The following is a 13,236-nucleotide window of genomic DNA, read 5'->3' on the forward strand; positions in this document are numbered from 1 at the left end:
CGATCGGCCATGGCAGAGTCCCTCGTGGAGCGCCGCTCCATCGACGTCGTACCGGACGCGGAGCGACATGGCACCGCGTTCAGCCAGTTCACCCTGTGGCTCGGCGCGAACCTCCAGATCACGGCGGTCGTCACGGGCGCGCTCGCGGTCGTCTTCGGCGGCGACGTGGTGTGGTCGGTCGTCGGCCTGCTGCTCGGCAACGTCCTCGGCGGCGCCGTCATGGCCCTGCACTCGGCGCAGGGCCCGAAGCTGGGGCTGCCGCAGATGATCCAGTCCCGGGCGCAGTTCGGCGTGCGCGGCGCCGTCGTACCGCTCCTGCTGGTAATTCTCATGTACGTCGGCTTCTTCGCCAGCGGCAGTGTGCTCGCCGGGCAGGCCACGGCCGAGCTGACGCACACGGGCGACACGACGGGCATCGTCCTGTTCGCCGCCGTCACGGCCGTGACGGCGGCCGTCGGCTACCGCGTGATCCACATCCTGGGCCGGGTGGCCAGCGTGGTCTGCGCGCTCGCCTTCGTCTACCTCGGCGTCCGCCTCCTGGACCGCGTGGAGCTGTCCGCGCTGCTGTCCGACGCGCACTTCGACCTGCCCGTCTTCCTGCTCGCCGTCTCCCTGTCGGCGTCGTGGCAGCTCGCCTTCGGCCCGTACGTCGCGGACTACTCGCGCTATCTGCCGCGCACCACCTCGGGCCGCGCCACCTTCTGGTGGACCCTGTCCGGCTCGGCCCTCGGCTCGCAGTGGTCGATGACGTTCGGTGTCCTCGTGGCGGCGAGCGCGGGCGACGCGTTCATGGACCGCCAGGTGGCGTACGTGGTGGAGCTGGGCGGCACCGGCCTGGTGGCGTCGCTCCTGTACTTCGTCATCGCGCTCGGCAAGCTGACCATCAACGTGCTCAACACCTACGGCGGCTTCATGTCGATGGTGACCAGTGTCGGCGGCTTCCGCACCCAGAAGGCGCTCTCGCCGCGCGGCCGGGCCGCGTACATCGCGCTGATCATGGTCGCGGGCACGGCGGTGGCGCTGCTGGGCAAGGACAGCTTCCTCACGTCGTTCAAGGACTTCCTGCTGTTCCTGCTGACGTTCTTCACCCCGTGGTCGGCGATCAACCTGGTCGACTACTACCTCATCTCCAAGGAGCGGTACGACATCCCGGCCCTGTTCGACCCGCACGGCCGGTACGGGGCGTGGCGCTGGGACGCGCTCACGGTGTACGGGATCGGGCTCGCGGCCCAACTCCCCTTCCTGGTCACCCACTTCTACACCGGGCCGCTGGTGGACCGGCTGGGCGGCGCGGACATCTCCTGGATCGTGGGGCTCGCCGTCCCGGCCCTCCTGTACTGGCTGCTCGCCCGGCGCGCCTCCACGGGCACCCCGCCGGAGCCCCTGCCCGGCCGGGGGGCCGCGTCACGGGCCGGTATGAAGAATCCCATGATCTGACACGCACTCACCCAAGCCTGGGTCAAGGGAAGTTGACGGCCTGGACGGTGCACATACCGTGAACCACCCTTTTCCGCCGTACCCGAGGACGTACCATGCCCGCCAGCTTCCGCCGCCCCGTCCACCGCCGCACCGCCCTGACCGCCACCGCCGCCACGGCGCTGGCCTCCGCCACGGGTGCCGCCTCGGCCGCGCCCGGCCCGGCCGGGGCCACGCGCCGCCCCAGGACCGCGCAGGAGGCCCTGGAAGCCCTGATGGAGGGCAACCGCCGCTGGGCCGAGATCCACTCCCGGCACCCGCACGAGGACCGCGCGCGCCGCCGCGCGCTCGCCCACGAGCAGCACCCCTTCGCGACGGTCCTGAGCTGCGTCGACTCGCGCGTACCGCCGGAGCTGCTGTTCGACCAGGGCCTCGGCGACCTGCTCTGCGTACGCACCGCCGGCGAGGTGCTCGACGAGGCGGTCCTCGGCTCCCTCCAGTTCGGCGTCGAGGAGCTGGAGACCCCGCTGATACTCGTCCTCGGCCACGAGCGCTGCGGGGCGGTGGGGGCGGCCATAAAGCAGCTCCGCACGGGCAAGCCCGTCACCGGTCACCTCGCCCGGCTCGTCGAGTCCATCGGCCCCGCCGCCTGGGCCTGCCGCGACCTGCCGGGCGACTGGATCGACCACACCGTCGCCGCGCACGCCCGCCGCATGCGCGACACCCTGCGCGCGGACAGCGTCTTCCGCCCCGCCACCGTCCTCGCCGCCCGCTTCGACCTCGACACCGGCCGCGTACGGATTCTGCGCTGAGGATCTCCGGGGGTTCCGCCCCGTACGGAAAGGGGGGTTAGCCCCACTGACCGGGCGGGGCGGGCCGCGTACCGTGACCGGTATGGAAGCCACCCGTGACGCCGAACTCAAGAAGGAACTCGACGCCGCCCTGCACGCGCGCAAGGACCTCGGCGAAGAGTACGAGTCCGCGCTCGTCGACTCCTTCCTCGAGAAGGTGGAGAAGCGGCTCGACAGCACGATCGACCGGCAGATGCGCCGTCACCTGGCCGAGCAGCAGATGATCATGGCCCGCAACGCGAGGAACCCCGCGAGCGGGGTCGACTCCTGGGGCGAGCGCTTCGGCTTCGGCATCGTCTCGCTCATCCTCGCGATCCCGCTGTCGGCGATCGGCGTGGTGAACGCGGGGCTCTCCGGGCTGTTCGTCACGTGGTTCGGCATCGTCGGCGTCAACGCGGTGCACGCGGCGCGGGGCACGGGGCTCCTCGCCGTCCTCCGCCGCCGCGACCGCGACCGGCCGGACTGGACGGACTGACCCGAGCGGGGCCGGGGCCCGGCCGCGGAGCCGCGCTGTGCGGCTGGGGCTACGCTGCGGCCTCCCACCCGCCCACCCGTACAGCCCCGGCAAGCAGGCCCGGCCCCGACCTGGCGGCTCCCTGGCCCGTTCAAGGTGCCCCGCCGCTGTCGCGGCGCTCGCCCACCCGCCCACCCGTACAGCCCCAGCGAGCGGGCTCGGCCCCGACCTGGCGGCTCCCAGCTCCGTCGCAACGTGCCCGTCGCTCACGCGACGGCTTCCCGCCCGCCCACCCGTACAGCCCCGGTGAGCGGCCCGGCCCCGACCTGGCGGCTTACCGGTCCGTCGCACGTCCCGCCGCTCACGCGGCGGTCTCCCACCCACCCGTGCGGCCCCAGCCGGCAGCCGCGGCCCCGGCCTGGCGGCCCCGGGCCGTCGAGACGCCGCACCGCTCACAGGGCGTGCACCCCCTTGAGCCACACCGGTCACCACCCGCCCACGATCGAGCAGCGCACAAACCACCGCGAAGCTCCGCCCCACCCCCGTAGCGAAGTCGCAGCGCCCGACCCCGGCCAACCGGTTCGCACACCCACCCCCAAGCCCGGCGCCGCCCTCGTAGCGAAGTCTCCTGTGGCTCACGCGACGGTCTCCCACCGCCCCGTTGAGCCACAGCAGCCAGCACCCGAGCCGGAGCCAAGCGGCCCGCAGGCTGACCGCGAAGACCCGTGCTTCTCACGCGACGATCCCCCACCGCCCCGTTGAGCCACAGCAGCCAGCACCCGAGCCGAAGCCGAGCGGCCCGCAGGCCCACTGCGAAAGCCCGTGCCCCCATGCGGCCCGAGCCAGCAGCCCCGGAGCCTGTCGGGACTCCGCGCCGCTCACGCGGCGATCTCTTGTCCGGCCGCCCGTGCGGCCTCAGCGCACAGTTCACCCGAACCCGCGGCTCGCGGTCCGCCGCGCCGTGTCGTGCCGCTCACGACCCACCCGCCCACCGGCTGAAGCCGTAGCGGCACACCCACCCCACCTGGCGGCTCCCGCGTCCGCGTAGCCCGGCGGGCAGGCTCCGCCCCAGTGGCGGGTCGGCCGTCCGACAGGCTCGGGGGGCACGGTTTCAGCCCGTCCGGCGATTGAGGACGAGCGCGCCGGCGCGATGAGAGGGCGGGTGGGTGGGTGGGGGAAGAGCCCGACGGCGGCCCGGGCCGACCCAGGAGTGAGCCCGTGCGGAGCGCGGGGACCGCCGCACCCCCGGCCGCGTGGCCGGGGGACGGGACGACGGCGGTCCCCGCGAGGGACGGGCGCCGGGTCAGGGCCGGCGCTCGCGTCCGGGCGTCACGAGAGGTCCGGGAGCCGCTCCGGAGGCCCTGACGCCGACACCTCCTACGATGCCGGAGCCGTGTTAAGCGGGTGCTGCGCGAACGTGTCGCCCTCGTACCGGTTCCGCGAAGTCACGGCACCGGGCCGCGGCAGCGACAGCGGCCACGGCGGCACCCGCACTCAGCCATCGCGGCAGCGGCAGCGCACGGCGGCACCCGCACTCGGCCGCAACGGCAGGGCACGGCGGCGGCAGACGCGCTCAGCCACAACGGCAGCGCACGCGGCACCCGCACTCAGCCATCGCGGCAGCGGCAGCGCACGGCGGCGCCGCACTCAGCCGCAACGGCAGGCCACAGCGACGGCAGCCGCACTCGGCCACAACGGCAGGCCACAGCGGCGGCAGCCGCACTCGGCCGCAACGGCAGGGCAGGGCGGCGGCAGACGCGCTCAGCCGCAGCGGCAGGCCACAGCGGCAGCGAGGACACCCGCCGAAGCCCGGCTCAGCTTCCCTGCTGGCCCGCCAGGAACGCCAGGAGGTCCTGGCGGCTGACCACGCCCGTGGGCTTGCCCTCGACCAGGACGATCGCCGCGTCCGCGTCGCCGAGTACCGACATCAGGTCCCCGACGGGCTCGCCGGAGCCGACCTGCGGCAGCGGGTCGGACATGTGCTTCTCCAGCGGGTCGTGCAACGACGCCCGCTGCGTGAACAGCGCGTCCAGCAGCTCGCGCTCCACCACCGAGCCGATGACCTCCGCGGCCATGACGTCGGGGTGCCCCGCGCCCGGCTTCACGATGGGCATCTGCGAGACCCCGTACTCGCGCAGCACCTCGATCGCCTCGCCGACGGTCTCCTCCGGGTGCATGTGGACGAGCGAGGGCAGCTCGCCGCCCTCCTTGCGGCGCAGCACGTCGCCGACGCGCGGCTGGTCGCCGGCCTGCTCCAGGAAGCCGTAGTCGTTCATCCACTCGTCGCTGAAGATCTTGCTCATGTAGCCGCGGCCGCTGTCGGGCAGCAGCACCACCACGACGTCGTCCGGGCCGAGGCCCTCGGCGACGCGCAGGGCGGCGACGACCGCCATGCCGCAGGAGCCGCCGACGAGCAGCCCCTCCTCCTTGGCCAGGCGGCGCGTCATCTGGAAGGAGTCCTTGTCGGAGACCGCGACGATGTCGTCCGTCACGTTCCGGTCGTAGGCCGTCGGCCAGAAGTCCTCACCGACGCCCTCGACGAGGTACGGCCGCCCGGACCCGCCGGAGTACACCGAGCCCTCCGGGTCGGCGCCGATGATCTTCACCTTGCCGCCCGAGACCTCCTTCAGGTACCCGCCCGTGCCGGAGATCGTGCCGCCCGTGCCGATGCCCGCGACGAAGTGGGTGATCTTCCCCTCCGTCTGCTCCCACAGCTCCGGGCCGGTGGAGTGGTAGTGGGACAGGGGGTTGTTGGGGTTGGAGTACTGGTCCGGCTTCCAGGCGTCCGGGATCTCCCGTACGAGCCGGTCGGAGACGTTGTAGTACGAGTCCGGGTGCTCGGGGTCGACGGCGGTCGGGCAGACCACCACCTCGGCACCGTACGCGCGCAGCACGTTGATCTTGTCGGTGCTCACCTTGTCCGGGCACACGAAGACGCACTTGTAGCCCTTCTGCTGGGCCACGATGGCGAGCCCGACACCGGTGTTGCCGCTGGTCGGCTCGACGATCGTGCCGCCGGGGCGCAGCTCGCCGCTCGCCTCGGCCGCCTCGATCATGCGCAGTGCGATGCGGTCCTTCACGGAGCCGCCCGGGTTGAAGTACTCGACCTTGGCGAGAACGGTGGCCCGCAGGCCCTCCGTCACGTTGTTGAGCCTGACCAGCGGGGTGTTGCCGACGAGGCTGATCATCGAGTCGTGGAATCGCACCGTTGTCTCCGTGTATCCGGCCGGGTATCCGGGTCGCGGCGTCGCGTGGGTTCGACCGCCGCACGAGGGGTCTTGGTCATGCTTGCTTCGGTAGACGTCAGCCTACGGGGCCATCTGCCCGCTTCACCTCTCCGCGCGATTGGCCGACCGGCTCCACGGGGCAAGGACTGGTTGTACGGGACGTACGGCACGGCTCCACAACGAACGACCTGGCAGGGGTGACCACGGGGATGTCGAGGGCGAGGGTGGCGCGGCGCATCGCCGCGGGCGCGGCGTACGGCGGCGGAGGCATCGGGCTGCTCGGCGCGGCCACGGTCGGGCTCGTCCTCGCGGAGGTGCAGCTCGCCAAGCGTTCCGTGGGCAACGGCGGGTACGGGGATCCGCCGCGGGCCGACGGGCGGTACGGGGCGCCGTTCGCGGCCCGTGCCGGGTTCGGGGAGCCGCTGCGGTTCGCGGTGCTCGGGGACTCCACGGCCGCCGGGCTCGGGGTGCACCGGGCGCGGCAGACGCCCGCCGCGCTGCTGGCCTCCGGGCTCGCCGCGGTGGCCGAGCGGCCGGTGGACCTGCGGGTGGTGGCGAAGGCCGGGGCGCAGTCCGACGACCTTGACCGGCAGGTCACGCTGGTCCTGTCGGACGAGACAGGCTGGGTGCCCGACGTGTGCGTGGTGATGATCGGGGCCAACGACGTGACGCACCGGATGCCGCCCACGCGGTCGGTGCGGCTGCTGGCCACGGCGGTCCGCAGACTGCGCACCGCGGGCGCCGAGGTGGTCGTTGGCACGTGTCCGGACCTGGGCACGATCGAGCCGGTGTACCAGCCGCTGCGGTGGCTGGCCCGCCGGGTCTCGCGGCAACTGGCCGCGGCGCAGACGATCGGCGTGGTGGAGCAGGGCGGGCGCACGGTGTCGCTGGGCGACCTGCTGGGGCCGGAGTTCGCGGCGAACCCGCGCGAGCTGTTCGGGCCCGACAACTACCACCCCTCGGCGGAGGGGTACGCCACGGCGGCCATGGCGGTCCTGCCCACGCTGTGCGCGGCGCTCGGTCTGTGGCCGGAGGAGGAGCGGCCCGACGTGTCGCGGCGCGAGGGGTTCCTGCCGGTGGCGCGGGCGGCGGCCCAGGCCGCGGCCGAGGGCGGCACCGAGGTCACGGGCGCGGCGCCCGCCGGCCACCGGGGCCCCCTCGCCCTCCTCAAGCGCCGGCGCCGCCGCCGCATCCAGACCCCGGCCCCCACCCCGATCGCCTGAGCCACCCCCTGCCCGCACGCTCCCTCGCCCAGCACCGCCGGTGCCGCCCCCGACCGAACGACCACGGGCCCCACGCCCCCGACGCCCCCACCCCACACCCACCCGCCCCGACGAAGCCGGGTGGTCACGGGCGGGCCCCTGCCACGACAGGGGCCCGCCACCGGCCACCCCGCCCCGGCGCACCGCGCCCAACCCGCACCGACGAAGCCACGTGGCCATGGGCGGGCGGGTGGGAAACCCCGCCGCGGCAGCGGCGGCGCCCCCCCCCACCCACCGCAAGCCGCACCACAAACCGCACCCCGGAGGGCCCCCGCCCCCGCGCGCGCCGTGGAGCGATGCGTGTCACAGCCCCCAAGCCGTGACCCCGCCGCTACGGGCCGGTAACTTCCCAGGTGGCCCTGCCCGTTACCCCTGGAGCCCCAGATGCCCGAAGCCGTGATCGTCTCCGCCGCCCGCTCCCCCATCGGCCGTGCCGGCAAGGGGTCCCTCAAGGAGCTGCGCCCCGACGACCTGACCGCCACGATCGTCCAGGCCGCGCTGGACAAGGTCCCGGCCCTCGACCCCCGCGACATCGACGACCTGATGCTCGGCTGCGGCCTGCCCGGCGGTGAGCAGGGGCACAACCTCGGCCGGATCGTGGCCGTGCAGATGGGCATGGACCACCTGCCGGGCTGCACCATCACCCGGTACTGCTCCTCGTCCCTGCAGACGTCCCGCATGGCCCTGCACGCCATCAAGGCGGGCGAGGGCGACGTGTTCGTCTCGGCGGGCGTGGAGATGGTCTCGCGGTTCCAGAAGGGCTCCAGCGACGGGCTGCCGGACACCCACAACCCGCTGTTCGCCGAGGCCGAGGCCCGCACCGCGGCCCGCGCCCAGGAGACCGGCACCGACTGGCACGACCCGCGCGAGGACGGCCTCGTCCCGGACGCGTACATCGCGATGGGCCAGACCGCCGAGAACCTGGCCCGGCTCAAGGGCGTCACCCGCGCGGAGATGGACGAGTTCGGCGTACGGTCCCAGAACCTCGCCGAGGAGGCCCTCAAGAACGGCTTCTGGGAGCGGGAGATCACCCCGGTCACGCTCCCCGACGGCACGGTCGTCAGCAAGGACGACGGGCCCCGCGCGGGCGTCACCATGGAGGGCGTCGCGGGCCTCAAGCCCGTCTTCCGCCCCGACGGCCTGGTCACCGCGGGCAACTGCTGCCCGCTCAACGACGGCGCCGCCGCGCTCGTCATCATGTCCGACACCAAGGCGCGCGAGCTGGGCCTGACCCCGCTGGCCCGGATCGTGTCGACCGGCGTCTCCGCGCTCTCCCCGGAGATCATGGGGTACGGCCCCGTGGAGGCCAGCAAGCAGGCCCTGAAGCGCGCCGGGCTCACCATCGGCGACATCGACCTGGTCGAGATCAACGAGGCCTTCGCCGCCCAGGTCATCCCCTCCTACCGGGACCTCGGCATCCCGCTGGAGAAGCTGAACGTCAACGGCGGCGCGATCGCCGTCGGCCACCCCTTCGGCATGACCGGCGCCCGCATCACCGGCACGCTGATCAACAGTCTCCAGTTCCACGACAAGCAGTTCGGCCTGGAGACGATGTGCGTCGGCGGCGGCCAGGGCATGGCGATGGTCATCGAACGTCTCAGCTAACCCTGCACGTGCCTCCATCCTTTCGTGACCCAATCTCCCCCAGGATGTGACCTATCTCCTGGGGGAGATGCATATGCCCAGGTCAGGCGGGTCCGTATCGATGCGCCGGGCCGAAAGTCCTGTCCCTTTCATGACGTATTGCACTGACACCGCGATCGTGCAGGCTTCAAGCTGATGTAGGAAGTCGGGGGTCGACTTGAAACCGGGAGTACGTCAGTGAGCGCCATGCACATCGCCTTGCTGCTCTCCGCGGCCGCTGCCACGGCCGTGGGCGCCGCGTCCCTGCGCACCGTGCGGGGGCTGCGCCAGCAGATCACCGAGCTGCGCGCCGAGCTCGCCGAGAGCCGCGGCGCCGCGGCCGCCGGCCACGCCACCGTGCCGGCCGCCCGTACCTCGGTGGACACCGACGAGATACGCGCGGCGGTCGCCGACGCCCTCGCCGAGGAGCGGGAGCGGGAGCTGGCCGAGGCGCGCGCGTTCTGGGCCGCGCAGGAGGCCCGCGACATCGCGGACGCCCCCTCGCTCCTGGGCGGTCTGCCCGAGAGCGTCGCGGACGAGCTGTTCCTGCCGCGCCAGGCCGATCTGGCCGGTCTGGAACCGGACAGCCTGGAGCCGGTCGTCGAGCCCTTCGCCGACCCCGAGGAGTTCGCGGGCGACTCCCCCGAGCTGGCCGCGGCCCGCCGCCGCCACCCCTCGCACCCCGACTTCGTACCGGTGCAGTCCCCCGCGTACACCGACCACGAGCGCACGGTGGCCTGCCTGGAGGAGCTCGCCGACGCCCGCACGGCCCTCGCCGACGTCCGCCCGGGCCCGCTCGGCACCCTCGACGTCTACGTCTTCGCCGACGGCACCACGCTGTGCATGACGCCGGGCCACCGCGAGACCGCGGAGCTGCTCGCCGCCGCCCTGCGCGACGGCCAGGCGCCGGTACTGCTCGGCGGCTCGGGCGTCTCCGGCGCGTACGCCCTGACGTTCGCCTGCGGTACGGAGAACGTCTACATCCTCGCGGACCGCGTCATCGCCTCGGTCTGAGCCCCGCCCGAGCCCCGTCTGCGGCCCCGTCCGAGCCCGCCCGGGCCGCACCCCGGGCCCCGGCCGCGTCCCGCGCGGCGCACCCGAGCCCGCCCGGCCCCCGGCGGGCTCGACTCACACCCCGGCGCGCGTCAGCGACTCCTCCACCAGGCGTACCGCCTCCGCCAGCTCCCGCTCGTCGCGCAGGACGACCGCCAAGTCCCGCCCCGCCACGGTGATCTGGTCGGCGGCCGCGAACATCCCGGCGTCCGGCATCAGCCGGGGCTCGGCCCCCGGCGCCTCGGTGAGCTGGGCCCGCACCGCCAACTCGCGGGCCAGGGCCAGCGCTTCGGCGGCGGCCCCGCGCTGGAGCCGGGACTGGGGCGCGGCCCGCAGCCGGTCGGCGAATCGGTCCACGGCGGCGATCAAGGGTGTCGTATCGAGCACGACCCGACCCTATGCGCCGAGCCGGGACTGTTGCCAATACCCGAACCCTCAGGCACGGTGGCGTGAAGGACGGACCACATCGAACGCGTCCGGAGGCGCCGATGTCCCAAGTCTTCTCCGAAGAGACCCACCGGAATCTGCTGGCTCGCATCCCCCACTGCACCGGTCGTGAAGTCTCCGACTGGTTGCGCACCGTCGACGAGGGCCCCTCCCTCTTCCGCTTCGAGGAGAAGGTGAGCTGGCTCCGCGGTGAGCACGACCTGGCGTACGGCCACGCCAAGGCGATCATCCACGAGTACGACCTCAGGCGCGCCGCGCGCAAACTGGGCTGACCCCCCGACCCCGCATCCCCCGACCTCCACGACGACAGGCGAAGGGCCCGCGGAAGTCGCTTCCGCGGGCCCTTCGGTCATGCCGGTGGTGGTGCCGTACGTCAGTCGTTCCCCTGCAGGATCGCGATCAGACGCAGGAACTCCAGGTAGATCCAGACCAGCGTCATCGTGAGGCCGAAGGCGGCGAGCCAGGCCTCCTCGCGCGGGGCGCCGTACGCGATGCCGTCCTCGACCTGCTTGAAGTCCAGGGCCAGGAAGCACGCGCCGAGCAGCACGCCGATGATGCCGAACATGATGCCGAGGCCGCCGCTGCGGAAGCCCAGGCCGTCACCGCCGCCGAAGACGGCGAACAGCAGGTTGACCGCCATCAGCAGCACGAAGCCGAGGGTCGCGGCCATCACGAAGCCGTAGAACCGGCGGTTGACGCGGATCCAGCCCGCCTTGTACGCCACCAGGACGGCGAGGAACACGGCCATCGTGCCCAGCACGGCCTGCATGGCCGCGCCGTTCGCGATGCGGTTGTCGACGACGCTGGAGACGACGCCGAGGAAGACGCCCTCCAGGGCCGCGTACCCCAGGATCAGCGCCGGGGACGCCGTGCGCTTGAAGGCCTGGACGAAGCCCAGGACCATCGCGACGAGGGCGGCGCCGATCGCGATGCCGTACGACTTGCCGATGTTCGCGTCGTCGACGGGGAGCAGCGCCCAGGCGAGCGCCGCCGTGACGACGAGGACGCCGAGCGTGGTGGCCGTGCGCATGACGACGTCGTCCATCGTCATGCGGCCGGTGGTCACCGGGGCCTGGGGCGGGGCGCCCTGGAGGTCCTGCTGGGCGTACGGGTTGGTGGGGGCCTGCTGGCCCGCGTAGGGGTTGCCCTGGGCGTAGGGATTGCCCTGGGCGTACGGGTTCGCCTGCGTACCGACAGCGGGGCCCCCGGCCTGCGGCTGCGCGTTGAAGCCCGCATAGCCGTTGTCGCGGCTGAACCCCCGTCGCGAGAAGACCGGGTTGCTGCTCCTCATCTCACTCCTCCATGGCCACCGAGCGTGGCTTTGGTTCAAGAGTAATGCGTAGGCAAAAGGATGTGCCTAGTGCCTGGGGAGGATCTTTCCCGCCGGACGGCGGGGGACCCCTTGCTCTTGGGTGGCTCTTTCGGTGGGCTCTCGTGTGCCTTGTGCCCGGAGAACGCCTGAGGACGCCGCCGCTGTTCCCGGTCCGCCCGCGATCCTCCCTCCGGGTGACGCGGCGGTCACGGTACGGCGCTGTCGCCGTCGCCCCCGGTGAAAGGTTCTCCCGTGTAGGCCTCGGCGAGGTCGGCGCGGGCCGCGCGGCAGGTGGCGACGCGGTCGAGCTGGGCGAGCTGGAGGCGGTCGTCGAAGGGGGTGGCGTCCGGGGGGCGGTGCAGCAGGGCGGTCATCGCGTTGGAGAACCGTTCCGCCTGCCAGACGCGGCGCAGCCGGTCCGCGGAGTACGCGGCCAGCGGCGCGGGGTCGCCGCGCTCGGCCGCGATCAGGGCGCGGGCCAGGGCGACGGCGTCGCCGACGGCGAGGTTGAGGCCCTTGGCGCCGGTGGGCGGCACGATGTGCGCGGCGTCACCGGCGAGGAGGAGCCGCCCGTGGCGCAGGGGCTCGTGCACGAAGGAGCGCAGGGGCGTGACGGACTTCGCGGTCAGCGGCCCGCGCGCGAGCTGCCAGGCGTCGTCGGTCTCCAGGCGGCGCTCCAGCTCGTCCCAGATCTCCGCGTCGCTCCAGGCGGCGGGGTCGGTGCCCGCGGGGACCTGGAGGTAGAGCCGGGAGACCGTGGGCGAGCGGAGGCTGAGCAGGGCGAAGCCGCGGTCGTGGCGGGCGTAGACCAGCTCGTCGTGGGAGGGCGGCACGGCGGCGAGGACGCCGAGCCAGGCGTAGGGGTAGGAGCGCTCGTAGGTGCGGGCCACCGTGGGCGGCACGGCGGCCCGGGACACGCCGTGGAAGCCGTCGCACCCGGCGACGTACGCGCACTCCAGGACGCGTTCGCGGCCGCGGTGGCGGTAGCGGACGCGGGGGCGGTCGGTGGCGGCGTCCTCCACGGCGAGGGCCTCGGCCCCGAAGAGCAGGGGGCCGCCCTCGCGCCGCTGGAGGGCGATGAGGTCCTTGCACACCTCGGTCTGCGCGTACACCGTCACGGAGCGGCCGCCGGTGAGGGTGGGGAAGTCGACGCGGTGCCTGCGGCGGGCGAAGCGGAGCTCGATGCCGTCGTGGCGCAGGCCCTCGCGGTCCATGCGCTCCCCCGCGCCCGCGGCGCGCAGGGCGTCGGCGGTGCCCTGCTCCAGGATTCCGGCGCGCTGGCGGGTCTCCACGTAGGCGCGGTCGCGGCTCTCCAGGACGACGCTGTCGATGCCCGCGGTGTGCAGCAGGCGGGCCAGCAGCAGCCCTGCCGGGCCGGCCCCGATGATTCCGACCTGGGTGCGCATGCAGGGAGTCTTGGGGGGCGGGTGTGGCGTGTCAACGGGGTGGTGGCCCTCGCGGGGGGCGCCCCAGACCCACCCCTTTCCCGAAACCAGGGGGCTCCGCCCCCTGGACCCCCGAAGATCGCGCTGACGCGCTCGTCCTCAAACGCCGGACGGGCTATCCCCTAGCCCGTCCGGCGTTTGAGGAC

11 protein-coding genes are annotated in these 13,236 nt (G+C 73.5%); 7 read left to right on the forward strand and 4 right to left on the reverse strand.

The window, feature by feature from the left end; translation table 11 throughout:
* Positions 1–9: 9 nt before the first annotated feature.
* The 3 genes from IE330_RS16375 (at position 10) to IE330_RS16385 (ending at position 2,742) form a co-directional block, all read left to right on the forward strand.
* Positions 10–1,437 carry a purine-cytosine permease family protein gene (locus IE330_RS16375; RefSeq protein ID WP_229925689.1) on the forward strand — a complete coding sequence of 476 codons (1,428 nt, stop codon included), beginning with the start codon at positions 10–12 and terminating at the stop codon, positions 1,435–1,437.
* A gap of 95 nt (positions 1,438–1,532) precedes the next feature.
* The gene (locus IE330_RS16380) at positions 1,533–2,228 is read left to right on the forward strand and encodes a carbonic anhydrase (protein ID WP_190136748.1); all 696 of its coding nucleotides are present in this window, start codon (positions 1,533–1,535) and stop codon (positions 2,226–2,228) included.
* An 82-nt stretch (positions 2,229–2,310) separates the two neighbouring features.
* Entirely contained in the window at positions 2,311–2,742 is a 432-nt protein-coding gene (locus IE330_RS16385; RefSeq protein ID WP_190136749.1) for a hypothetical protein, read from the forward strand.
* A 1,793-nt stretch (positions 2,743–4,535) separates the two neighbouring features.
* Here IE330_RS16385 and IE330_RS16390 read toward each other — a convergent pair.
* Positions 4,536–5,927 (reverse strand): cystathionine beta-synthase, encoded by a 1,392-nt coding sequence (locus tag IE330_RS16390; protein ID WP_190136750.1) that lies wholly within the window; start codon positions 5,925–5,927, stop codon positions 4,536–4,538.
* 230 nt (positions 5,928–6,157) lie between these two features.
* Between IE330_RS16390 and IE330_RS16395 the strand changes: the two genes are divergently transcribed.
* From IE330_RS16395 to IE330_RS16405, 3 genes are all read left to right on the forward strand, one after another.
* Positions 6,158–7,171 carry an SGNH/GDSL hydrolase family protein gene (locus tag IE330_RS16395; protein ID WP_190136751.1) on the forward strand — a complete coding sequence of 338 codons (1,014 nt, stop codon included), beginning with the start codon at positions 6,158–6,160 and terminating at the stop codon, positions 7,169–7,171.
* Between the two features lie 423 nt (positions 7,172–7,594).
* Positions 7,595–8,815, forward strand: coding sequence for an acetyl-CoA C-acetyltransferase (locus IE330_RS16400; protein ID WP_190136752.1), 1,221 nt, complete (start codon positions 7,595–7,597; stop codon positions 8,813–8,815).
* Positions 8,816–9,040: 225 nt separating this feature from the next.
* On the forward strand, positions 9,041–9,847 hold the full coding sequence (locus IE330_RS16405; RefSeq protein WP_190136763.1) for a hypothetical protein: 807 nt from the start codon (positions 9,041–9,043) through the stop codon (positions 9,845–9,847).
* Between the two features lie 114 nt (positions 9,848–9,961).
* Here the strand turns inward: IE330_RS16405 and IE330_RS16410 are convergent, their stop codons facing one another.
* Positions 9,962–10,273 carry a hypothetical protein gene (locus IE330_RS16410; protein WP_190136753.1) on the reverse strand — a complete coding sequence of 104 codons (312 nt, stop codon included), beginning with the start codon at positions 10,271–10,273 and terminating at the stop codon, positions 9,962–9,964.
* A gap of 101 nt (positions 10,274–10,374) precedes the next feature.
* Here IE330_RS16410 and IE330_RS16415 point away from each other — a divergent pair, with 101 nt between their 5' ends.
* On the forward strand, positions 10,375–10,605 hold the full coding sequence (locus IE330_RS16415; protein WP_190136754.1) for a DUF4287 domain-containing protein: 231 nt from the start codon (positions 10,375–10,377) through the stop codon (positions 10,603–10,605).
* A 101-nt stretch (positions 10,606–10,706) separates the two neighbouring features.
* Here IE330_RS16415 and IE330_RS16420 read toward each other — a convergent pair whose 3' ends face one another.
* Positions 10,707–11,624, reverse strand: coding sequence for a Bax inhibitor-1/YccA family protein (locus tag IE330_RS16420; protein WP_190136755.1), 918 nt, complete (start codon positions 11,622–11,624; stop codon positions 10,707–10,709).
* Between the two features lie 227 nt (positions 11,625–11,851).
* The gene (locus IE330_RS16425) at positions 11,852–13,051 is read right to left on the reverse strand and encodes a 4-hydroxybenzoate 3-monooxygenase (protein WP_190136756.1); all 1,200 of its coding nucleotides are present in this window, start codon (positions 13,049–13,051) and stop codon (positions 11,852–11,854) included.
* Positions 13,052–13,236: the final 185 nt, after the last annotated feature.

Origin of the sequence: Streptomyces longispororuber, assembly GCF_014656095.1 — a bacterium.
Taxonomy (GTDB): domain Bacteria; phylum Actinomycetota; class Actinomycetes; order Streptomycetales; family Streptomycetaceae; genus Streptomyces; species Streptomyces longispororuber.

What these genes read in the sequence shown, in the direction of transcription:
- IE330_RS16375 (WP_229925689.1), top strand. Translation starts at nt 10, where the DNA reads ATGGCAGAGTCCCTCGTGGAGCGCCGCTCCATCGACGTCGTACCGGAC.
- IE330_RS16380 (WP_190136748.1), top strand. Translation starts at nt 1,533, where the DNA reads ATGCCCGCCAGCTTCCGCCGCCCCGTCCACCGCCGCACCGCCCTGACC.
- IE330_RS16385 (WP_190136749.1), top strand. Translation starts at nt 2,311, where the DNA reads ATGGAAGCCACCCGTGACGCCGAACTCAAGAAGGAACTCGACGCCGCC.
- IE330_RS16395 (WP_190136751.1), top strand. Translation starts at nt 6,158, where the DNA reads ATGTCGAGGGCGAGGGTGGCGCGGCGCATCGCCGCGGGCGCGGCGTAC.
- IE330_RS16400 (WP_190136752.1), top strand. Translation starts at nt 7,595, where the DNA reads ATGCCCGAAGCCGTGATCGTCTCCGCCGCCCGCTCCCCCATCGGCCGT.
- IE330_RS16405 (WP_190136763.1), top strand. Translation starts at nt 9,041, where the DNA reads ATGCACATCGCCTTGCTGCTCTCCGCGGCCGCTGCCACGGCCGTGGGC.
- IE330_RS16415 (WP_190136754.1), top strand. Translation starts at nt 10,375, where the DNA reads ATGTCCCAAGTCTTCTCCGAAGAGACCCACCGGAATCTGCTGGCTCGC.
- IE330_RS16420 (WP_190136755.1), bottom strand. Translation starts at nt 11,624, where the DNA reads ATGAGGAGCAGCAACCCGGTCTTCTCGCGACGGGGGTTCAGCCGCGAC.
- IE330_RS16425 (WP_190136756.1), bottom strand. Translation starts at nt 13,051, where the DNA reads ATGCGCACCCAGGTCGGAATCATCGGGGCCGGCCCGGCAGGGCTGCTG.